This window comes from Pseudomonas sp. WMBT8 (genome assembly GCF_050916005.1).
Lineage (GTDB): Bacteria > Pseudomonadota > Gammaproteobacteria > Pseudomonadales > Pseudomonadaceae > Aquipseudomonas.
In genome coordinates this window covers 926297-947360 of the sequence record NZ_CP188096.1, presented here as the reverse complement: position 1 = coordinate 947360, position 21064 = coordinate 926297, and the positions used below count along the sequence as shown (strand labels likewise).

The window sequence follows — 21064 nt, the reverse complement described above, 5'->3', positions numbered from 1 at the left end:
AATCTTCAACTTAACTAAGAGACCACCACTAAATTATTTAGAGCTATAACTGGAGCGCCCATGAATATCACGCCTACAACTACCATGCCTGCCTCTCAAAACAGTGCTCAAACGGGCAACACCCAAGAAGCCAGCCAACAGCAAAACCCCCAGCTAAAAAAATTCAAACAGTTCAAATCGGCTTTCGGCCAACCGGCGGGAAGAATAGTCTTTGCAGAGTCAAACCCTAACAAAAATCTTTTCAAGCCTGTTGTATCGTTTAAAGGCTAACTTCTCAGCAAGCATTCCGGCTTCGCAGCCCATATTGAACACTTACAAGTGTTGCAACTACCTCGGGTCTAATTGCAATCCCATGGATAACCGAAGCAATGCGTTGCACGTCACGATATATGAGAGGCGGCCAAGCCCTACAAAAAAACCGCATTTGCCGACGCATTTTCCCGGTCAGCCGCTACTGTGTGAGGGTAGGCATTCATCCCGCGCAGACGGGCTTTAGCTGACAAGGAAACACGCATGTTTAAACTGACCAGGCTGTCCTTCACCCTTGTCGCACTTAGTGTGAGCACGGTCGTACAAGCCGATGTCGAACTCGACCTGGGCACTGCGCAACGGGTCAGGCAATTGTTCGCCTACCCCAACAATTGCAGTGTGATCTGCTTTCGGCCGCTGACGTTGGAACAGACAGTTGAACACTACCTGACCCAGAGTTTGCAACGTGATGGCTACAGTCGGGCCAGGGTCAGTGTGAAAACCCAGCAGGATCAGGTGCGCGCGCACTTTACGGGTGTACCCGATGGCTATGGCCAGCCCTTGACCGCGTTGTTGCATACCGCCGACCTGGCCTATGAAGGCGCCAGCCAGTTGAACCGCGATGGCAAATGGCAATTTAGCTGGTACCTGTTCCTGCCGCTGGGCATGGCCCTGGAGAACCGCAAGAGCATCGAGTTGATGCATTTCCCGCCCGACTATTCCCTGACCCATTACCAGGACTACCTGGAGTCGGCCACCACCGACCGTTGGGCCACGTTATTGACCGCCAATGGCATAGCGGCGGCCCAGACCCCGGAATACCAGACCATCATCGATATTGCGCCGATTGCCGCGCCCTCCACGGCTGGCAAGGACCTGGAAGGGGTCTATGGCTACTTCACCGAGTACCAGACCCGGATAGTTCGCGAGTTGAGCCTGCACCCCACAGGCTCATTGCCCATGGTCGCCTTCGGCGCACCGGTACGCAGTTGGATCCAGCAACAGTACGGGCAAACTCTCGGGGTATTGGGCCTGGGGCAGATCAGCCCGGCCGAGGGCAGCTATGTCGCCGTACTGGGGGCCAATCACCCCAGTTACATCTGGTACGCCGCCGACCCGGCCAGCTACGGCGGTGACGAACAGAAAGCCGACGAGGCCGGCTTGAAAGTCATGGGCCAGGACTTGAGCGCCGCCTGCTGGCAGGCTGGAATGGGCCAGCAGCCCGCCAGCGACCCCAATGTGCTGCTCAAGGGTTGCATGAATACCTGGCAGGTGACGCGCAAGGAGCAGACCTGTGAATTGTTCTATACCTCGGTGCGAGAGCTGCCCGCCGAGCAGGCCAAGGAAAAATGTAGCAACGCGTCGATCAAGGCCCAGCTCAAGCGCCTGAAAAGCCCCATGCCAGAAGCCTCTGTGCCGGCGCCGGCCCTGTAGGTTCCTGGCTTTATCAGCATTGTCTTACGCGAAAAAACGCCGATAGCTACTGTCAGATTTGACAGTAGCTATCGGCGTTTTTTTGCGTAAGTCTTGGACGGTGCCCATTTGCTGCAAGACCGGCAGTCTAATCAATCTCAGGAGGTCAATGCAGCCCGACAAGGAGCCCTATGAAAACCCAAGTCATGGAAGAAGCACCTGCGGCCGCGAGTGACTGTCTGTATCCCTTCGCAACATTGCTGGCGAAAAAAGGTTACCCCTCGCGTCGTGACTTCGAGGTGGTGCGCACCCGCAACGGACGTGGAACCGGGATCAAGGCCAAGGTCGCCTTCGACAGCCGAGTGCGTATCGCCAAGATTTCCGGGCACGCCCTGAGCGAACGGCGCTTGCACACGCTGCAGGTGTCTTCGCGCATCCACTTGTACGACCCATGGTTCAGCGGCTTGCTCCTGCATTCATGCGACCCGAATGTGTTCCTCGATATCAGCGAACTGGAGCTGTGGTCGATCCAGGCGATCCGCCCCGGCGCGCTGCTGACCATGGATTACGCCAGCACCGAGGACGTGCTGTTCCGGCAGTTCCCGTGCCGTTGCGGCGCCGGCAACTGCCGAGGCTGGATCACCGGCATGAAAGAGCCCTTGAACGCCGAGGGCCAACTGTTCATGGAACAGTGGCGCCAGCGCAAACGCTATTAAATGGCCTCGATCGGGCGCAGGCGGTACTGCGGCGGCAGTTGCTCGAACCCGGTGATGGTGGCGTTTAGGCTTTTCCAGCGGCCGTCCTTGATCCCGTAGATGCAACCGTGGATCGACAGGCTCTGCCCGCGATGCCAGGCGTTCTGCACAATGCTGGTGTGACCGACATTGGCCACTTGCTGGATGACGTTGAGTTCACACAGGCGATCGACGCGTTCTTCTTCCGTGGGCAACTGGGCCAGTACTTCGCGGTTCTCGTAGTACAGGTCACGGATCGTACGCAGCCAGCCGTCGATCAGGCCGAACTGGCGGTCCTGCATCGAAGCACGCACGCCGCCGCAGCCATAATGGCCGGTGACCAGGATATGTTTGACCTTGAGCACATCCACCGCGTACTGGATCACCGACAGGCAGTTGAGGTCGGTGTGTAGCACCACATTGGCCACGTTGCGGTGCACAAACAGGTCGCCCGGCAGCATGCCGACGATCTCGTTGGCCGGTACCCGGGCGTCCGAACAGCCGATCCACAGGTATTCCGGGGTCTGCTGGCGGGCAAGCTTGGCGAAGAATTCGGGATCTTCCTGTTTGATCGCATCCGCCCAGCGTTCGTTGTTATCAAGCAGGTCTTGTAGTTCGTTCATCAGGAAAGCCTCAGGAATGATGCGCAGTTTTGTGACTGACAACCTCTCGCCCAGGTCACGCCCCACGCAAATTAGCTTGAATCTTTGGGAGGCCGGGCCTGTCCACACACTATAAGCCCCACAGTATGAGGATTGGCCATGACGCAATCACGACGTCCCTACGGCGCCCCGACGCCGGCACCGATTGATGACAACGAAGATCGCATGGGCTCGATGCGCGAGCTGGATTTTGACGAGCAAGAGCCAACGGCGGAAATCGGCGATGAGATCCCGCGTGGAGAGCGCGAGCACCTGATGCCCGACGAGCGGGTGCGCGAGGCCGGAATGACCGGGGCTTCGACGGCGGATCATGAGCCCACGGATGATGATATGAGCCCCGAAACCCTGATCCATGAAGATGGCGCGCGCGATGCCCGCGAAGAAGGTGAAGGCGAGCAGGCGGATTGGGACCTGAGTATCGTCGATGAGGACGAGATTGGCGGCGGTAATGGGTTGGATGAAGCCGAGTTGGCGGACATTGATCCGGTCGACGGTAACCGCTGACACAGCGCCACACCTAGGGTGAAGCATGGCGGTGTGGGAGCTGGCTTGCCTGCGATAGCGGCGCTGGATTCACCACCGCTATCGCAGGCAAGCCAGCTCCCACACGGGATCGTGTGTTTTAGTCGACCAGGGTGCAGGCCATGACGACGGCGTCTTCGCGACCACCGACGGCCGGGTAGTAATCGCGGCGACGGCCGATTTCGTTGAAACCGTAGCGCTCATACAGGCGGAATGCCCCGGTATTGCTATCGCGCACTTCCAGGAAGCATTCCCGCGCACTGGCGGCATAGGCCCGGGACATCAGGTGCTCCAGCAGCGCCAGGCCCAGGCCGCGGCCCTGGTTTTCCGGCTTGACGGTGATGTTCAGCAAATGCGCTTCATCGAGGATGATTTGCACCACGCCGTGGCCCACCTGCTGCTCGCCTTCGAACATCAACCAGATCTGGTACTTGCCCAGCCCGTCGAGAAAGATGCCACGGGTCCAGGGATGGCTGAACGCCGCGTATTCGATTTTCAGCACGGCGTCGAGGTCAGCCTCGGTCATCGGGCGGAAGGATAAAGCCTCACTCATCGGTTGTTTTCCAGCGCGCCATCAGCCGGCGCATGGCTTGCCAGACATCAGCCTTACGCTGTGGCTCTTCCATTAATAATTCCAGGCCCGGCAAGGCCCAGACCGAACCCAGGCCTTCGACCTGCAGTTCGCGGTACCAGGCCTCGGCGTTGGCTTCGCCGGCAAATCGCACGGCCGGCAGGCCGATCAGCCACAGGCACACACAGGGTTCATCTTCCAGGCGGGCCGAGACAAAGCCCTGCACGAAGTCACGCGCGGCGTCCGGCCCCTGGTCCATATTGCCGCGCACCAGCAACGGCCAGCGCACCGGCTCGCCGACGATCTGCGGGCTGTCGGGCAGGCCGGCAGCGCGCAGCATATCCTTGAGCAGCAGGTAGGCCGGGTCGCGCGCCTGGAAACGTTCGCCGGTGGGCAGCTCGACCAGCAACAGGCAGCGCCCGGCCCGCAGCAATTGCAAGGCAAAACGCGGTGGCGGCACGACCGGGGCCTTGGCCACCGGGGCAGCGTCGGCCACTGCAGCGGGCTTGGGCGCCGCCGAAGGGCGTGGCACTTCGATCTTGACCCGCTCCGATGGCCGCACAGGCACCTCGGCCACAGGCTTTACCAGCGCAACCGGCGGCGCTGCTTCCTCGCCCGAGGCGTCGAATGGCTCGAACGGTTCCAGCGCCTGCAGCAGTTCGGGCCGCGACGGGGCGGCAAAGGGCAATTCGGTGCGCGGCAGCCAGTTGACCACCTGCATGGCGGTCAAGTAAGCGCGACGTCGGGACTCGATAAGCAAGGCGCGACCACTTGTGGATAACTAAAGAGCGCAGATTCTACCGCCCTTCGACGACGATCGCCCACCGTTGATGATTTTCTCTGCATTGCTGACCGCCCATCGCGAACGCGCCCTGACCGGCTGTGGATAAATCCCGCGCCTGATGCAGTACAATCGCTGCTTTTAATTCGCCAACCAGCCGGCCATTCCGATGATCGAACCCAAGCGCGTCTTGCGCGCCCTCGCCGAACACTGGGCCCTGCTTGAGCCACTGTGCGAACACTTCGACCAAGGCACCCTGAGCCTTGGCGAGTTGCGCGCGCAACTGGCCGCCCAACAACTGGACAGCACGCCACAGGACATCACCAGCCTGCTGGACGTGTGGATTCGCCTGGATATCCTGGTGCCTGTCGCCAAGAGCCCGAACCGTTTCGAGCTCAACGCGCAGATCCATGACTTCCTGGCCTATCTTCGCAAGGAGCACCGGCTAGGCCTGTGCCTGGAAATCGAAGCCTACCTGCGGCACCTCGAGCGCCTGGCCGGTTATATCCAGGACGCCTTCGACATCCGCGACGGCCACGACCTGGCTCGCCAATTGCGGCTGCTGGACATGCGCGTGCGCGACGTGCTGAAAAAACTCGCCAATGACGAACAGGCCCTCGCGGCCGTGGCCGACCGCGCCAAGACCAGCGACCGGCAGATCCCGTTGCGCCAGCGCTATGCCGAGGTCCTGGCGACCTGGGACGAGTACGTCGAGCCGATGATCCAACTGGTGAACGCCGACGGTGCCTTCGAGCAAGGCGTGCGCAAGGTTGAGAACGTGCTGCTGCGCATGCTCACCGAACAACAGCGCCTGGGCCACCTGGTGGATGACGATATGTTGCTGCGCACCCACGCGCGCATCCTCGAAATGCAGACCAGCGCCCAACTGACCCTGCGTCATGCCCGCGAGCTGCTGCTGCCGCTGCGCGAAGAGGCACGCCGGCACAACGCCGTGACCCGTGGCGCGGCGCTGGCCCTCTCGGCGATCCGGCGCAAGGGCCTGGACGCGGTGCCGCAAGCGGCGATGCCGATGTTCACCCGGCCACAAAGTACCTTCCTCGGCAGTGCCAGCCAGGTCGAAGCCTATGTGTATGCCCTGGCGAATTTCGAACCCAAGCCTGCGCGGTTCCCCAAGGCCCACAAATCCCACAAGGGCCAAGCCCAGCGTGCGCCACGCACGGTCAAGGAGATGCTGGAGCGTTGCGAAGACGCGCTGCCGATGCCGGACCTGATGACCTGGCTGCTGGAACAGGAACCGGACGGGGCCACCGACGAGTTGCTGTACTGGTTCTCGCGTTTGTCGCGGGAGAAGCGTTTCAAGCGCGAGCGCCTGGAACGCCGGGATTACCACACTCACGAGCACCAGGTCAGCCTGCGCTCATTCGCCCTGCTCCCGGCCAGCACCGACGTAGCCGAGAATTCTGCGAGCACACCCTATGCATCTTGATCTATCCGAACTGTCCCAGCTGGCGCCGATCTTTCGCGAGCTGTTCAAGGGTTACCACGTCAGCCGCCGCGACCCGGAGCTGTACGCGCAATTGTCGAACTTCCAGGACCAGTACCGCACGCTGTTCAAGGCCCTGGGCTTTGAGCTGGTATGCGATACCCGTGGCTTCTATTACTTCGTGCCGGACACCGCCGTGGCCGCCGCGCAGGTGAACAAGACCGCGCAGCGCCTGGCGTTGTTCACCTTCATCATCGTCGAACACCTGGCCGACCAGGGCCGCGACCCGATTGCCGTGCTCGACGGTGGCAGCCTGGGCCGCGATGAGCTGCCCTCGTTGCTGGAGAAATACCGCGACCTGTTTATCCAGGCCGAAGTACAGACCGTTGAGGAGCTGGAAGAAAAAATCATGCGCCGCATGACCCAGCTCGGCTTTGCCGGTGAAGACAACGGTGTTTACCGCTTCCTGCCACCGATGCACCGTTTCCTCGACGTGTGCCTGTCGGTCCAGGCCGACCGCGACCTGGCGGCCAGCGTCCACAGTGTGCTGCCGTTGCCGGCGCCGGTGATCATCGACGAAGACAGTGATGAAAAGCTGCTGCAGACCGATGACCCGCTGGACTTGAGTGAGTTTGAAAGCGAAGAAGATGCCCTCGCCCGTGCCATTGCCGAAGAACAGGAGACCGATGCATGAGCAAGGAACGTTATGGCATTCGCCGCTTCGCCCTATTGAACACCGCCGGCTACAGCCTGGGCCTGTTCCCGCTGGAAGAGCCGCTGTCGGTGTACGGCGCAAACAACCTCGGTAAATCGGCTTCGATCAACGCCTTACAGTTCCCGATCCTGGCACGCATGTCGGACATGAGCTTCGGCAAGTACACCCTGGAACAGTCGCGGCGCTTCTACTTTGCCACCGACACCAGCTACATCCTCGTCGAAGTCTCCCTGCCCCACGGCCCGCACGTGATTGGCGTGGTCGGGCGCGGCCCAGGGGGCGGTTTCGGTCACCAGTTCTTCGCCTACGCCGGCAAGCTGGACCTGGCTCACTACCAGAAGAACGACACCTGCCTGCGCCAGAAAGAGCTGTTCACCAACCTTGAGCGCGAGGGCCTGAAGGCCTATGAACTCAAGCCCGATGAGCTGCGGCGCTTGCTGGTGGGTGGCCATACCTCGATCCCGCTGGACCTGACCCTGATTCCGCTGCGTTCCACCAGCGAGCAGAGCCTGAAGACCTTCCGTGCGCTGTTTATCAACCTGCTGCACATGCGCGAAATCACCGCGGCCAAGCTCAAGCAGCTGTTCCTCGATGCCTTCGAACACAGCCTGCGCTCGGGCAGTGTGGATTACATTGCGGCGTGTGAAGAAGCGTTCCGCGATGTGCGACGCATGGAGCAGGACTACAACTCACTGGTAGCCGCCGGCCCATTGGTCGAGGCCTTGGCCAATGGCGTGAAACAGCGCGACATCCTGCGCGGCAAACTGCATCGCCTGTCGCCGCTGCTCGATTCGCTGCTGGGTACCTGGTCGGACTACGCCAGTGCGCGCAAGGAAGAGCTGACAATCCAGGCCGAACACTACCGCAACGAGCAGGACGCGCTGCAGAACGATCAGCGCGGCGGCACCCAGGAGCTGATGCGCCTGGAGCGGGAAATCAGCGGCATCCAGCGCTGGCTGGGCGAGTTGTCGGTGCTCAAGCATCGCTTTGCCCTGGTGGATGACGTCAAGGTCCTGGAGCAGCAACTGCTGGCGGCCAAGGATGCCCACGACGAACTGGCCGGCGCCCTCGCGCAATCGCGACAGTTCAGCGCCGAGGACCTGGATGAGCGCCTGCGCGACCTGGAAAAGCGCCTGAAGTCGGTCAAGCAACAACTCGATCACGCCGACAACAACAGCTACGCCAAGCTGCGGGAAGAATTCTCACAGCAGGACGTCGAGCGTCTGATGCGTCTGTTCAACAGTTCGTTGTTCAGCCTGCCGCTGGGCGAGCATGGCATCACCCTGGATGAAGACGGCCAGTGGGTAAAATCCCTGGAGCTGATCCTCGATGGCTTCAAGGGCGAGCGCTTTGAAGTACCGGGGCTGTCCATCGACATCTCGCACATCGAGCCCCCTGCCTTGCAGGCCCTCGCGGATCGCGCGGCATTGCGCGACCAGAAGGAGCGCCTGGAAAAAGAACTCAAGCAACTCAAGACCCAGCAGGCGGTGGCCTCTGACCGCGCGGCAAGCAAGACCCAGACCGAAGCGCTGTACCAGCAGGTACTCGATGCGCAGAAAGCCCTGGAAGACTACCGTCGCGCCCAGACCCTGAGTGCCGAGGAAGGCGAGAAGCTGGAAAACCTGGCGCAGATGGAAGCCGCCCAGGATGAACTCAAGCGCTCCAGCGATGCGTTTACCGAACGTGTGCAGCAGCTGTCGGCCAAGCTGCAACTGGTCGGCCGCCAGATCGGCGATATGGAAGCCAAGCAGCGCACCCTGGATGACGCCCTGCGCCGTCGCCAGTTGTTGCCGGCCGACTTGCCGTTTGGCACGCCGTTCATGGATCCGGTCGACGACTCCATGGACAATCTGCTGCCGCTGCTCAATGACTATCAGGACAGCTGGCAGGGGTTGCTGCGCGCCGACGGGCAGATCGACGCGCTGTACGCCCAGGTGCGCCTCAAGGGCGTGGCCAAGTTCGACAGCGAAGACGATATGGAGCGCCGCCTGCACCTGTTGATCAATGCTTACGCGCACCGCACCGACGAAGCCCTGACCCTGGGCAAGGCGCGCCGCGCGGCGGTGACTGATATCGCGCGGACCTTGCGCAATATCCGCAGCGACTACGACAGCCTCGAGCACCAGTTGGCCCTGTTCAACCGCGAGATCAACAAGCGCCAGGTATCCAACCTGCAGAGCTTCCGTATCGTGTTGGCGCCGAACAAGGAAGCGCTCAAGCATATCGACCAGATCATTCACAGTGCCGGTCAGTATGAGGAAGGCGAAACCCTGTCGGTGTTCGACCTCAGCCAAAGCGCCGAGCAGGACAACAAAAACGAAGAGGCCAAGGAATACCTGGCACGCCTGGTGGCCGCCAACCACAACCAGTTGGGGCTCAAGGACCTGTTCGAACTGGCGTTCGAGATTACCAAGGTCAACGGCCAGCCGATCATTCACACCGACATCGATGGCGCTGCGTCCAACGGCACCACCATGACCATCAAGGCGCTGACCAACATGTACTTGTTGCTGCACTTGATGGACCGCGACCAGGCCGGTCGCGTGCGCCTGCCGTACTACCTCGACGAGGCGGCGGATATCGACGAGAAAAACCAGGCAGCATTGCTGGAGACCAGCCTGCAACTGGGCTTTGTGCCGATCCTGGCCAGTGTGAAGCCGCAGGTTTCCGCCCAGGTGGCGATCGACCTGGAAGGCGGCAGCGGGCCGAACGGGATCTACATCGATGAGGCGGACTGGAAGTACATCCGCCGCCATGATGTGGTGAAGGCGACGATCAATGTTCAGGCGGATGAGCCGCAGTTGGATGAGGTCTGATCGGCGCCTAGCAGGGCATTAAAAAGGCCGCGATCTTTTGGATCGCGGCCTTTTTTTTGGCTCCTGGATTTATTTACCCAGGGGAATCTTCGGCGCCCAGATCAGCCACTCGTCTTCAAACTTGTCGAACAACGGGAAGGTCTGCTCGGGCAGTGCCGGGTTGCCCATGCGCTCGCCATCCGGCGTCGCAAAGGCGATGCCGCCCTGGACCAGGGTTTCCAGGGATTCGGTACGCACTGTCGCGCCCTTGAACAGGCCAAAGTCCAGGCCAAAGCCACTGCTGTTCCAGAAACGGCTGCCGCCACGCACCAGCGGGGCGTACTTGGGCTCGATCAGCACATGAATCAGCACACGGTCGGCCGTCTTGCCCAACTCGTAGCCGGTGACCTTGCCCACCGTGACTTCGCGGTAGGTAACCGGCACGCCGACTTTCAACGAGCCGCGGCGGGCCGCGCTGAGGACCAGGCTCAAGCCGGCTTCCTGCACGTTAGCCTCGGGCGGTTGGGCCAGGGCCACGAAGTTCTTTTGTGCCCCGGTGCTTTTCACCGCCGGCAAGACTTCGATGTACTGGCCGGTGACCAGGGTTTCCAGGTTGGCGGTCTTCATCAAGCCCAACTCGGGCTTGACCACCCAGAACTGGCTGCCGGTGCGGGCGATCCGCTCAGGCACTTCGGTGATGCGCGCACTAAGCATCACTGACTGCATGTCGGCGCTCAGGTCGACGCTTTCGATCTTGCCCACGTCCAGGCCTTTGAAGCGAATCGGCGTACCGGGGCGCAGGCCGTCGGCGCGGTCGACCTTGATCGTGATGAGGGTGCCACGCTGGGTGGAGGCTTCGTGATCGGCAAACAGGCGGAAACGCGGGATGCGATTTCTCAGCGGTACGTTTGGCTCTGGGGTCTCAAAGGCGATCCCCCCGGCCATCAGGCTTTGCAGGGATTCGCTTTTGACCTGGATGCCGCCGGTGAGCCCGCCGGTCAGTGTCACGCCACTGGCGTTCCAGAAACGCGTCGAGCCGTTGACCAGGCCTTCGTACTCCTTCTCGATATGCACACCGATCACCAGCTGCTTGCGCTTGCGCGAGAACTGATAGCTCTGGACCGAACCGACCTTGACCTGTTTGTAGAGGATCGGGCTGCCAACCTCCAGGGAGCCGAGGTTTTCTGTGAGCAGGACCAGGTGCAGGCCTGGGGAGCGCAGGTCCAGCGGTGGCGCCTTGGGCCGGGCGACGAACTCACGTTGGGGACTGGCGCCTTTGTCGCCGGGACGGATGGCAATGTAATTGCCCTTGACCAGGGCTTCCAGGCCGGTGATACCGGCCAGGGAGATGGACGGCTTGACTACCCAGAATTGTGTGCCTTCCACCAGGTAATCTTCGGCCAACGGGTCGAGGGTCAGGTCGGCGCTGGCGCTGGACAGGTCGGAGTCGACCTTGAGGGCCTTGAGACTGCCGACCTGGATGCCTTTGTACATCACCGGTGTACGCCCGGCTTGCAGGCCCTCGAAGTCACTGAGCTTGACCTTGATGCGAATGCCCGCGGCGGCGGCGTCGAAGTCTTCGTACAGACGGAACGGCAGGCTTGGGTCGGTGGGCGGGCTGTCCTTGCGGTTTTCCGGCGTGGCGAAGGCAATCCCCCCGGAGACGATGCTGGCCAGGGACTCGCTGCGCACTTTGACCCCGGACAGGTTGGCGTCGATGCTGATGCCGCTGGCGTTCCAGAAACGCGTATGTTTGCGCACCAGGTTGGCGTAGGTCGGCTCGATATAGACTTTTATCTCGACGGTGTTTTGATCGGCTGACAGCAGGTAGCTTTTGACCTGGCCAACCTGGATCTGTTTGTAGAAGACCGGGCTGCCACGGTCGAGCGAGCCGAGCCGCTCGGCCTTGACGGTCAGGTGCAGGCCGGGCTTGGCGTCGGACAATGGCGGCTCTTCGGAGAGCGCCTTGAATTTGCGCGTAGGCTCGCCGTCACCTGGGCTGGCGGCGATGTAATTGCCCGAGACCAGGGTTTCGAGGCCGGTGATCCCGGCCAGGCTCACGCTGGGCTTGACCAGCCAGAAGCGCGTATTGGCCTTGAGGTATTGCTCGACATCCTTGTTCATCTCGATGGTGGCAATCACCCCGCGATTGCTGCCCTCGTCATCCAGGGCCAGGGTCTTGACCTTGCCCACGGGCATGCCTTTGTAGACCACTTCGGTCTTGTTGGCCTGGATACCTTCGCCGCTTTCAAAGCGTACCTGGATCTCGATGCCCGTCTGGGTGTAGGCACGCCATCCGAGCCAGCCGCCAATCACCAGGGCGATCAACGGCAGTACCCAAATGGCCGACCAGTTCGAAGCGGGGCGGGTTTTAGCCTTTGGCAAATCAGTCATGGTCGTCGTCCGACTCCGTGTTATCCCAAATCAGTCGGGGATCGAAAGTTACTGCGGCAAACATCGTCAAGATCACCACACTGGCGAACGCCACGGCACCGAGATTGGCCTCGATACTGGCAAGTCGCCCAAAGTTAACGACCGCCACCAGAATGGCGATCACGAAGATATCCAGCATGGACCAGCGACCGATGAATTCGATAAAACGGTACATGATAATGCGTTGTCGGGCGGAAAGCGGCTGGTGACGCTGCACCGAGAATAGCAACAGGGCGATGCCCACCAGCTTGAAGGTCGGCACCAGGATACTGGCAATAAACACCACGGCGGCAATCGGGAACATACCGTGCTGAACCAGTTCGATCACGCCCGCCATGATAGTGCTCGGCGCACCCTGCCCCAGGGAGTTGATCGTCATGATTGGCAACAGGTTAGCCGGAATGTACAGAATTGCCGCAGTAATCAGCAAAGCCCAGGTGCGCATCAGGCTGTTCGGGCGGCGGGCATGGACCAACGCACCGCAACGGGTGCAGGTTTGCTCGTCGGTCTCCGGGTCCTGCCTGTTCAGTTCGTGGCATTCGGTACAGATCAGAATGCCAGCATCAATCGCCCGCATGTTCGTCCTCCCCGGACAATGCCTGCCAGATTTGGTGCGGTGACATGACCACCTCCAGCAGCACCTGAACCATCAACAGGCTGACAAAGCAGGCCAGCCCCAGGCCTACACTGAGGGCGGCCATGTCGGCCAGCTTTACAATCGCCACCAGCACGCCCATCAAGTAGACCTCAAGCATCCCCCAATCGCGCATATGGTGATAAATACGGTAGAGCAACAGGCCGTAGCTGCGGCCTATGTTCCAGCGAATACTCAGCAGCACCGCCAGTTGGCACAGCAGCTTGAGCAACGGGATGCCCATGCTGCACAGGAACACCACCACTGCGACGCCTTGCATCCCGGTATTGAACAGGGCGACTACACCGCTCCAGACCGTGTCTTCAGAAGACTGCCCGAGTAGATTGAGCTGCATGATGGGTAAAAAGTTCGCCGGGATGTACAGCAACAACGCGGCGATCACCAAGGCCAGGCTGCGCTCGACGACATTGTAGCGGTGGGCGTACATCTCATAACCACAGCGCGGGCATTGGGCCTTTTCACCGTGCGCAAGCTCTGGCTTGCGCATCAGCAAGTCGCACTCGTGGCAGGCAACCAGGTCCTCCAGCGGTAGGTCGGACACCTGGGTGGTATCAACCGGGTCGGACATATAGGGCTCTAAGTCTAAAATGATCAGGGGTCTATTCTAGTGTTCTGGTTGGGAAATAACTGTGCAAATTTGTCGGGATGAACAATGGTGTAATGCCAGCGCCTTTTCGACCGCCCAAAACAAAACCCCAACTGCTTTCGCAATTGGGGTTTCGGAATTTAATCTTGACGATGACCTACTCTCACATGGGGAAACCCCACACTACCATCGGCGATGCATCGTTTCACTGCTGAGTTCGGGATGGGATCAGGTGGTTCCAATGCTCTATGGTCGTCAAGAAATTCGGGTACTGAGTCGCGGCAAGTGCCTCGCTTCAGCAAATTGGGTATGTGACAGCTTTCGGTGTTTTGTGAGATTCGAACTTTCGGTTCATTTCGTCTTCACACACCGCAATCTGATGCTCTTTCGAGAAACAAATTGCTTGGGTGTTATATGGTCAAGCCTCACGGGCAATTAGTATTGGTTAGCTCAACGCCTCACAGCGCTTACACACCCAACCTATCAACGTCGTAGTCTTCGACGGCCCTTCAGGGAACTCAAGGTTCCAGTGAGATCTCATCTTGAGGCTAGTTTCCCGCTTAGATGCTTTCAGCGGTTATCTATTCCGAACATAGCTACCCGGCAATGCCACTGGCGTGACAACCGGAACACCAGAGGTTCGTCCACTCCGGTCCTCTCGTACTAGGAGCAGCCCCTCTCAAATCTCAAACGTCCACGGCAGATAGGGACCGAACTGTCTCACGACGTTCTAAACCCAGCTCGCGTACCACTTTAAATGGCGAACAGCCATACCCTTGGGACCGGCTTCAGCCCCAGGATGTGATGAGCCGACATCGAGGTGCCAAACACCGCCGTCGATATGAACTCTTGGGCGGTATCAGCCTGTTATCCCCGGAGTACCTTTTATCCGTTGAGCGATGGCCCTTCCATACAGAACCACCGGATCACTAAGACCTACTTTCGTACCTGCTCGACGTGTCTGTCTCGCAGTCAAGCGCGCTTTTGCCTTTATACTCTACGACCGATTTCCGACCGGTCTGAGCGCACCTTCGTACTCCTCCGTTACTCTTTAGGAGGAGACCGCCCCAGTCAAACTACCCACCATACACTGTCCTCGATCCGGATAACGGACCTGAGTTAGAACCTCAAAGTTGCCAGGGTGGTATTTCAAGGTTGGCTCCACGCGAACTGGCGTCCACGCTTCAAAGCCTCCCACCTATCCTACACAAGCAAATTCAAAGTCCAGTGCAAAGCTATAGTAAAGGTTCACGGGGTCTTTCCGTCTAGCCGCGGATACACTGCATCTTCACAGCGATTTCAATTTCACTGAGTCTCGGGTGGAGACAGCGCCGCCATCGTTACGCCATTCGTGCAGGTCGGAACTTACCCGACAAGGAATTTCGCTACCTTAGGACCGTTATAGTTACGGCCGCCGTTTACCGGGGCTTCGATCAAGAGCTTCGCGTTAGCTAACCCCATCAATTAACCTTCCGGCACCGGGCAGGCGTCACACCCTATACGTCCACTTTCGTGTTTGCAGAGTGCTGTGTTTTTAATAAACAGTCGCAGCGGCCTGGTATCTTCGACCGGCATGAGCTTACGGAGCAAGTCCTTCACCCTCACCGGCGCACCTTCTCCCGAAGTTACGGTGCCATTTTGCCTAGTTCCTTCACCCGAGTTCTCTCAAGCGCCTTGGTATTCTCTACCCAACCACCTGTGTCGGTTTGGGGTACGGTTCCTGGTTACCTGAAGCTTAGAAGCTTTTCTTGGAAGCATGGCATCAACCACTTCGTCACCCAAAGGGTAACTCGTCATCAGCTCTCGGCCTTAGAATCCCGGATTTACCTAAGATTCCAGCCTACCACCTTAAACTTGGACAACCAACGCCAAGCTGGCCTAGCCTTCTCCGTCCCTCCATCGCAATAACCAGAAGTACAGGAATATTAACCTGTTTTCCATCGACTACGCTTTTCAGCCTCGCCTTAGGGACCGACTAACCCTGCGTCGATTAACGTTGCGCAGGAAACCTTGGTCTTTCGGCGTGGGTGTTTTTCACACCCATTGTCGTTACTCATGTCAGCATTCGCACTTCTGATACCTCCAGCAAGCTTCTCAACTCACCTTCACAGGCTTACAGAACGCTCCTCTACCGCATCACCCGAGGGTGATACCCGTAGCTTCGGTGTATGGTTTGAGCCCCGTTACATCTTCCGCGCAGGCCGACTCGACTAGTGAGCTATTACGCTTTCTTTAAAGGGTGGCTGCTTCTAAGCCAACCTCCTAGCTGTCTAAGCCTTCCCACATCGTTTCCCACTTAACCATAACTTTGGGACCTTAGCTGACGGTCTGGGTTGTTTCCCTTTTCACGACGGACGTTAGCACCCGCCGTGTGTCTCCCATGCTCGGCACTTGTAGGTATTCGGAGTTTGCATCGGTTTGGTAAGTCGGGATGACCCCCTAGCCGAAACAGTGCTCTACCCCCTACAGTGATACATGAGGCGCTACCTAAATAGCTTTCGAGGAGAACCAGCTATCTCCGAGCTTGATTAGCCTTTCACTCCGATCCACAGGTCATCCGCTAACTTTTCAACGGTAGTCGGTTCGGTCCTCCAGTTAGTGTTACCCAACCTTCAACCTGCCCATGGATAGATCGCCCGGTTTCGGGTCTATTCCCAGCGACTAGACGCCCTATTAAGACTCGCTTTCGCTACGCCTCCCCTATTCGGTTAAGCTCGCCACTGAAAATAAGTCGCTGACCCATTATACAAAAGGTACGCAGTCACCCAACAAAGTGGGCTCCCACTGCTTGTACGCATACGGTTTCAGGATCTATTTCACTCCCCTCTCCGGGGTTCTTTTCGCCTTTCCCTCACGGTACTAGTTCACTATCGGTCAGTCAGTAGTATTTAGCCTTGGAGGATGGTCCCCCCATATTCAGACAAAGTTTCTCGTGCTCCGTCCTACTCGATTTCATGACTAAGAGATTTTCGCGTACAGGGCTATCACCCACTATGGCCGCACTTTCCAGAGCGTTCCGCTAATCTCAAAGCCACTTAAGGGCTAGTCCCCGTTCGCTCGCCACTACTAAGGGAATCTCGGTTGATTTCTTTTCCTCAGGGTACTTAGATGTTTCAGTTCCCCTGGTTCGCCTCTTAAGCCTATGTATTCAGCTTAAGATAACCATCTTATGATGGCTGGGTTCCCCCATTCAGACATCTCCGGATCAAAGTCTGTTTGCCGACTCCCCGAAGCTTTTCGCAGGCTACCACGTCTTTCATCGCCTCTGACTGCCAAGGCATCCACCGTATGCGCTTCTTCACTTGACCATATAACCCCAAGCAATCTGGTTATACTGTGAAGACGACATTCGCCGAAAATTCGATAATACTCAATTTGAGTAACTCACAAATTTTACCTTAGCCTGATCCGTTACCAGTGAAAGTAACGTTCAGTCTATCTTTCTATCACATACCCAAATTTTTAAAGAACGAACTAGTCAAAGACTAGAAATCAACATTCACCATCACAATGATGGAATGCTCATTTCTAAGCTTTATACAAACAGAAGCAGTAGTGGTGGAGCCAAACGGGATCGAACCGTTGACCTCCTGCGTGCAAGGCAGGCGCTCTCCCAGCTGAGCTATGGCCCCGTATTTCTACAGGCGTTTCCCACACAAAATTGGTGGGTCTGGGCAGATTCGAACTGCCGACCTCACCCTTATCAGGGGTGCGCTCTAACCAACTGAGCTACAGACCCAATTTCGGGCTGCTTCTTTTCGTCTTCTTCAATGAATCAAGCAATTCGTGTGGGAACTTATGGAGCAGCTGATGTCGTCGATTAAGGAGGTGATCCAGCCGCAGGTTCCCCTACGGCTACCTTGTTACGACTTCACCCCAGTCATGAATCACACCGTGGTAACCGTCCTCCCGAAGGTTAGACTAGCTACTTCTGGTGCAACCCACTCCCATGGTGTGACGGGCGGTGTGTACAAGGCCCGGGAACGTATTCACCGCGACATTCTGATTCGCGATTACTAGCGATTCCGACTTCACGCAGTCGAGTTGCAGACTGCGATCCGGACTACGATCGGTTTTGTGGGATTAGCTCCACCTCGCGGCTTGGCAACCCTCTGTACCGACCATTGTAGCACGTGTGTAGCCCAGGCCGTAAGGGCCATGATGACTTGACGTCATCCCCACCTTCCTCCGGTTTGTCACCGGCAGTCTCCTTAGAGTGCCCACCATAACGTGCTGGTAACTAAGGACAAGGGTTGCGCTCGTTACGGGACTTAACCCAACATCTCACGACACGAGCTGACGACAGCCATGCAGCACCTGTCTCAATGTTCCCGAAGGCACCAATCTATCTCTAGAAAGTTCATTGGATGTCAAGGCCTGGTAAGGTTCTTCGCGTTGCTTCGAATTAAACCACATGCTCCACCGCTTGTGCGGGCCCCCGTCAATTCATTTGAGTTTTAACCTTGCGGCCGTACTCCCCAGGCGGTCAACTTAATGCGTTAGCTGCGCCACTAAGAGCTCAAGGCTCCCAACGGCTAGTTGACATCGTTTACGGCGTGGACTACCAGGGTATCTAATCCTGTTTGCTCCCCACGCTTTCGCACCTCAGTGTCAGTATCAGTCCAGGTGGTCGCCTTCGCCACTGGTGTTCCTTCCTATATCTACGCATTTCACCGCTACACAGGAAATTCCACCACCCTCTACCATACTCTAGTCAGTCAGTTTTGAATGCAGTTCCCAGGTTGAGCCCGGGGATTTCACATCCAACTTAACTAACCACCTACGCGCGCTTTACGCCCAGTAATTCCGATTAACGCTTGCACCCTCTGTATTACCGCGGCTGCTGGCACAGAGTTAGCCGGTGCTTATTCTGTCGGTAACGTCAAAATTGCAGAGTATTAATCTACAACCCTTCCTCCCAACTTAAAGTGCTTTACAATCCGAAGACCTTCTTCACACACGCGGCATGGCTGGATCAGGCTTTCGCCCATTGTCCAATATTCCCCACTGCTGCCTCCCGTAGGAGTCTGGACCGTGTCTCAGTTCCAGTGTGACTGATCATCCTCTCAGACCAGTTACGGATCGTCGCCTTGGTGAGCCATTACCCCACCAACTAGCTAATCCGACCTAGGCTCATCTGATAGCGCAAGGCCCGAAGGTCCCCTGCTTTCTCCCGTAGGACGTATGCGGTATTAGCGTCCGTTTCCGAACGTTATCCCCCACTACCAGGCAGATTCCTAGGCATTACTCACCCGTCCGCCGCTCTCAAGAGAAGCAAGCTTCTCTCTACCGCTCGACTTGCATGTGTTAGGCCTGCCGCCAGCGTTCAATCTGAGCCATGATCAAACTCTTCAGTTCAAACATCTTTGGGTTTTTAAGAAACCCTAAACTTGGCTCAGCAATCGTTGGTTACATCTTTGATTTCTCGCGGAGCAACTTGTGATGCTGATAATCTTGTTGACTATCAGTCTGACTCCACAAGCACCCACACGAATTGCTTGATTCAGTTGTTAAAGAGCGGTTGGTTAAGATCTTTCGTCTCAACCGAGGCGCGCATTCTACAGCAGCCTCATTTGCTGTCAAGTGATTATTTTCAGAAGCTTCGAGATTTTCCTCAACAACTTCAACCACTTGCGCTTTCGATCTCTCGTCAGCGGGAGGCGAATTCTACAGCGTTACACGCTGCTGTCAACACCTCTTTTTCAACTTCCTTTTGGCTTCGATGCACTGAAGCAACCTGCTGCCGAAAACCACATAACTCTTTGTTTACCAAGGAGTTTTCCGTTTCGACTGCGCCGGAAGTGGGGCGAATTATAGACTTCCAGGATCTGCGGTCAAGCGTTAATTACGCTTTTGTTGCAGAAGGTGCTTTTTTGGCAATAAGGCGAGGGATACGGCGCATCACAGGCGGAATCCGCAAGAGCAAAAGCAGCACCCCTATAGAGGCATAGATAGCCCACTCCTTCAGATCGGCACGCACGATCCACAGCATATGCAGCAAACCAAGCCCCAAAATCACATACACCAGGCGATGCAGCTTCTTCCAACGGGCGCCCAGCCGACGCTGGCTATAGCGATTGGATGTCACCGCCAACACCAACAAGCACATAAAACCCAACGCCCCCACAATAATGTAGGGCCGCTTGCGCAGCTCAACGCCCAGTTGCGACCAGTCCAGCCCCAGGATAAATACGCAATAAGCGGCGAGGTGCAAAACCACATACGCAAAGCACCACAACCCCAACTGCCGGCGCACAGCGATCCACCCTGCCCAACCGCTCAATTTTTGCAGTGGCGTCATTCCCAACGTAACCAGCAACAGGATCAGCGTTCCCAGCCCCAACCGATCAACCAGCACTTTTCCGGGATCAGGCCCCAAGGTGAGACTCCACGCCTCATACAACCAGTACAACGGCCACACCGCCGCAGCTATAAAGACGCCAAGGCGCCAGATGGGGTAGCGCATCAGTAGTTCTTCCGCAGATCAAGGCCGGTATAAAGAGAAGCGACCTCATCCGAGTAGCCATTGAACATCTGCGTCTCGCGTACATTCGGACTGAACAAGCCACTGGGCAGGCGCCGCTCCCGCGCCTGGGTCCAGCGCGGGTGATCGACGGTGGGGTTCACATTCGCATAAAACCCATACTCATCCGCAGCAATGCTCTGCCAGGTGGTTTTCGGTTGCTCGCTCACCAGACTGATCCGCACGATAGATTTCACGCTCTTGAAGCCATACTTCCACGGCACCACCAAACGCAGCGGCGCGCCATTCTGGTTGGGCAATTCCCGCCCATACATGCCCACAGCCAGGATCGCCAAAGGATTCATCGCTTCATCCAGGCGCAGTCCTTCTATATAAGGCCAATCGATCAGGCCAAAACTTGAGCGCTGGCCCGGCATGCTCTTGGGATCCTGCAGGGTTTCAAAGCGGATGTATTTGGCCTTGGAAGTGGGCTCGACCTGTTTAAGCAAGGCCGATATGGGAAAGCCGATCCATGGAATGACCATCGACCACGCCTCGACACAGCGTAGACGGTAGATCCGCTCTTCCAACTGATAGGGCTTCATGAAGTCTTCCAGGGCGTAACGCCCTGGTTTTGCGACTTCACCATCAATCACGACACTCCATGGCTCGGTCTTGAGCGAGCCGGCATTCGCCGCAGGATCGCCCTTGTCCGTGCCGAACTCATAGAAGTTGTTGTAATGGGTCGCATCCTTGAACGGCGTGATGGCTTCGTCTTTGACCGTCACCGCCTGCCATTGCGTGCCAGGAAGTTTCTCGGCGAACCAGCCGGGAGCCTTGCCTGGCTCGACATCGGCATAACGCGCAGTGTCAGCCGCACTCACCCAACGCGGCAGGCTGCTGGCAGCAATACCGGCAAGCGCGCCACCGAGCAGACTGCGGCGGGAGAAATAGAGGGATTCTGGGGTGACGTCCGATTCGTGACAATCGGACGCTTTGGGCAACTTGATTAACATGGCAACTCCGCAGCATTGGAGAACT

The 21064-nt window shown here is 57.9% G+C and carries 15 protein-coding genes, 2 tRNA genes and 3 rRNA genes; 7 read left to right on the top strand and 13 right to left on the bottom strand.

The features are described 5' to 3' along the window. The first annotated feature begins 60 nt into the window (after window positions 1-60). From ACO77H_RS04005 to ACO77H_RS03995, 3 genes are all read left to right on the top strand, one after another. Complete coding sequence (locus ACO77H_RS04005) at window positions 61-270, top strand: hypothetical protein (RefSeq protein ID WP_170058604.1); 210 nt, start codon at window positions 61-63, stop codon at window positions 268-270. A gap of 243 nt (window positions 271-513) precedes the next feature. Continuing rightward, the gene (locus tag ACO77H_RS04000; RefSeq protein WP_432755031.1) at window positions 514-1683 is read left to right on the top strand and encodes a hypothetical protein; all 1170 of its coding nucleotides are present in this window, start codon (window positions 514-516) and stop codon (window positions 1681-1683) included. Between the two features lie 170 nt (window positions 1684-1853). Then, window positions 1854-2378: an SET domain-containing protein-lysine N-methyltransferase gene (locus ACO77H_RS03995; RefSeq protein WP_169954808.1), complete on the top strand. Its 525-nt coding sequence runs from the start codon at window positions 1854-1856 to the stop codon at window positions 2376-2378. On the opposite strand, the gene can is transcribed toward ACO77H_RS03995, so the two are convergent. Next, window positions 2375-3019 carry a carbonate dehydratase gene (gene can, locus ACO77H_RS03990; RefSeq protein WP_169954807.1) on the bottom strand — a complete coding sequence of 215 codons (645 nt, stop codon included), beginning with the start codon at window positions 3017-3019 and terminating at the stop codon, window positions 2375-2377. The two genes, ACO77H_RS03995 and can, sit on opposite strands and share 4 nt — an antisense overlap. Window positions 3020-3157: 138 nt before the next feature. Here can and ACO77H_RS03985 point away from each other — a divergent pair, with 138 nt between their 5' ends. Then, window positions 3158-3562: a serine kinase/phosphatase gene (locus tag ACO77H_RS03985; protein WP_169954806.1), complete on the top strand. Its 405-nt coding sequence runs from the start codon at window positions 3158-3160 to the stop codon at window positions 3560-3562. A 118-nt stretch (window positions 3563-3680) separates the two neighbouring features. Here ACO77H_RS03985 and rimI read toward each other — a convergent pair whose 3' ends face one another. Both rimI and ACO77H_RS03975 read right to left on the bottom strand, forming a co-directional pair. Continuing rightward, on the bottom strand, window positions 3681-4133 hold the full coding sequence (rimI, locus tag ACO77H_RS03980; RefSeq protein WP_005784514.1) for a ribosomal protein S18-alanine N-acetyltransferase: 453 nt from the start codon (window positions 4131-4133) through the stop codon (window positions 3681-3683). Continuing rightward, the gene (locus ACO77H_RS03975; protein ID WP_432755735.1) at window positions 4126-4872 is read right to left on the bottom strand and encodes an energy transducer TonB; all 747 of its coding nucleotides are present in this window, start codon (window positions 4870-4872) and stop codon (window positions 4126-4128) included. Before ACO77H_RS03975 ends, rimI begins: the two co-directional genes overlap by 8 nt. A 229-nt stretch (window positions 4873-5101) precedes the next feature. Here ACO77H_RS03975 and mksB point away from each other — a divergent pair, with 229 nt between their 5' ends. From mksB to mksF, 3 genes are read left to right on the top strand one after another with little or no spacing between them, the layout of a single operon-like run. Then, window positions 5102-6379, top strand: coding sequence for an Mks condensin complex protein MksB (gene mksB, locus ACO77H_RS03970; protein WP_169954805.1), 1278 nt, complete (start codon window positions 5102-5104; stop codon window positions 6377-6379). After that, a complete protein-coding gene (gene mksE, locus ACO77H_RS03965; RefSeq protein ID WP_169954804.1) occupies window positions 6369-7070 on the top strand; it encodes an Mks condensin complex protein MksE in 702 nt (233 codons plus the stop codon). The genes mksB and mksE overlap by 11 nt, the downstream gene beginning before the upstream one ends. Next, window positions 7067-9907: an Mks condensin complex protein MksF gene (gene mksF, locus ACO77H_RS03960; protein ID WP_172313538.1), complete on the top strand. Its 2841-nt coding sequence runs from the start codon at window positions 7067-7069 to the stop codon at window positions 9905-9907. The genes mksE and mksF overlap by 4 nt, the downstream gene beginning before the upstream one ends. A 69-nt stretch (window positions 9908-9976) precedes the next feature. Here the strand turns inward: mksF and ACO77H_RS03955 are convergent, their stop codons facing one another. The 10 genes from ACO77H_RS03955 to msrP all read right to left on the bottom strand — a co-directional run bounded on the left by ACO77H_RS03955 (window position 9977) and on the right by msrP (window position 21039). Further along, a complete protein-coding gene (locus tag ACO77H_RS03955) occupies window positions 9977-12280 on the bottom strand; it encodes a PqiB family protein (RefSeq protein ID WP_170043062.1) in 2304 nt (767 codons plus the stop codon). Continuing rightward, window positions 12273-12896, bottom strand: coding sequence for a paraquat-inducible protein A (locus tag ACO77H_RS03950; RefSeq protein ID WP_169954801.1), 624 nt, complete (start codon window positions 12894-12896; stop codon window positions 12273-12275). The genes ACO77H_RS03955 and ACO77H_RS03950 overlap by 8 nt, the downstream gene beginning before the upstream one ends. Then, entirely contained in the window at window positions 12883-13542 is a 660-nt protein-coding gene (locus tag ACO77H_RS03945) for a paraquat-inducible protein A (protein WP_169954800.1), read from the bottom strand. The genes ACO77H_RS03950 and ACO77H_RS03945 overlap by 14 nt, the downstream gene beginning before the upstream one ends. Before the next feature lie 162 nt (window positions 13543-13704). Further along, window positions 13705-13820, bottom strand: a 5S ribosomal RNA gene (gene rrf, locus ACO77H_RS03940). Between the two features lie 154 nt (window positions 13821-13974). Beyond that, a 23S ribosomal RNA gene (locus tag ACO77H_RS03935) occupies window positions 13975-16868 on the bottom strand. A 248-nt stretch (window positions 16869-17116) separates the two neighbouring features. Further along, window positions 17117-17192, bottom strand: a tRNA-Ala gene (locus tag ACO77H_RS03930). A 30-nt stretch (window positions 17193-17222) separates the two neighbouring features. Then, window positions 17223-17299, bottom strand: a tRNA-Ile gene (locus tag ACO77H_RS03925). Between the two features lie 82 nt (window positions 17300-17381). Next, window positions 17382-18918: ribosomal RNA gene (locus tag ACO77H_RS03920) — 16S ribosomal RNA — on the bottom strand. Together the 16S, 23S and 5S rRNA genes with 2 tRNA genes alongside form the textbook arrangement of a ribosomal RNA operon. 487 nt (window positions 18919-19405) lie before the next feature. Continuing rightward, window positions 19406-20026, bottom strand: a complete 621-nt coding sequence (gene msrQ, locus ACO77H_RS03915; protein ID WP_169955052.1) for a protein-methionine-sulfoxide reductase heme-binding subunit MsrQ — start codon at window positions 20024-20026, stop codon at window positions 19406-19408. Further along, window positions 20026-21039, bottom strand: a complete 1014-nt coding sequence (msrP, locus tag ACO77H_RS03910; protein ID WP_170043553.1) for a protein-methionine-sulfoxide reductase catalytic subunit MsrP — start codon at window positions 21037-21039, stop codon at window positions 20026-20028. Before msrP ends, msrQ begins: the two co-directional genes overlap by 1 nt. Window positions 21040-21064 lie beyond the last annotated feature (25 nt).

Excerpts from the sequence above, each read along its gene's own strand:
- ACO77H_RS04005 (WP_170058604.1), top strand. The coding sequence starts at position 61 with ATGAATATCACGCCTACAACTACCATGCCTGCCTCTCAAAACAGTGCT.
- ACO77H_RS04000 (WP_432755031.1), top strand. The coding sequence starts at position 514 with ATGTTTAAACTGACCAGGCTGTCCTTCACCCTTGTCGCACTTAGTGTG.
- ACO77H_RS03995 (WP_169954808.1), top strand. The coding sequence starts at position 1,854 with ATGAAAACCCAAGTCATGGAAGAAGCACCTGCGGCCGCGAGTGACTGT.
- can (WP_169954807.1), bottom strand. The coding sequence starts at position 3,019 with ATGAACGAACTACAAGACCTGCTTGATAACAACGAACGCTGGGCGGAT.
- ACO77H_RS03985 (WP_169954806.1), top strand. The coding sequence starts at position 3,158 with ATGACGCAATCACGACGTCCCTACGGCGCCCCGACGCCGGCACCGATT.
- rimI (WP_005784514.1), bottom strand. The coding sequence starts at position 4,133 with ATGAGTGAGGCTTTATCCTTCCGCCCGATGACCGAGGCTGACCTCGAC.
- ACO77H_RS03975 (WP_432755735.1), bottom strand. The coding sequence starts at position 4,872 with ATGCAGGTGGTCAACTGGCTGCCGCGCACCGAATTGCCCTTTGCCGCC.
- mksB (WP_169954805.1), top strand. The coding sequence starts at position 5,102 with ATGATCGAACCCAAGCGCGTCTTGCGCGCCCTCGCCGAACACTGGGCC.
- mksE (WP_169954804.1), top strand. The coding sequence starts at position 6,369 with ATGCATCTTGATCTATCCGAACTGTCCCAGCTGGCGCCGATCTTTCGC.
- mksF (WP_172313538.1), top strand. The coding sequence starts at position 7,067 with ATGAGCAAGGAACGTTATGGCATTCGCCGCTTCGCCCTATTGAACACC.
- ACO77H_RS03955 (WP_170043062.1), bottom strand. The coding sequence starts at position 12,280 with ATGACTGATTTGCCAAAGGCTAAAACCCGCCCCGCTTCGAACTGGTCG.
- ACO77H_RS03950 (WP_169954801.1), bottom strand. The coding sequence starts at position 12,896 with ATGCGGGCGATTGATGCTGGCATTCTGATCTGTACCGAATGCCACGAA.
- ACO77H_RS03945 (WP_169954800.1), bottom strand. The coding sequence starts at position 13,542 with ATGTCCGACCCGGTTGATACCACCCAGGTGTCCGACCTACCGCTGGAG.
- msrQ (WP_169955052.1), bottom strand. The coding sequence starts at position 20,026 with ATGCGCTACCCCATCTGGCGCCTTGGCGTCTTTATAGCTGCGGCGGTG.
- msrP (WP_170043553.1), bottom strand. The coding sequence starts at position 21,039 with ATGTTAATCAAGTTGCCCAAAGCGTCCGATTGTCACGAATCGGACGTC.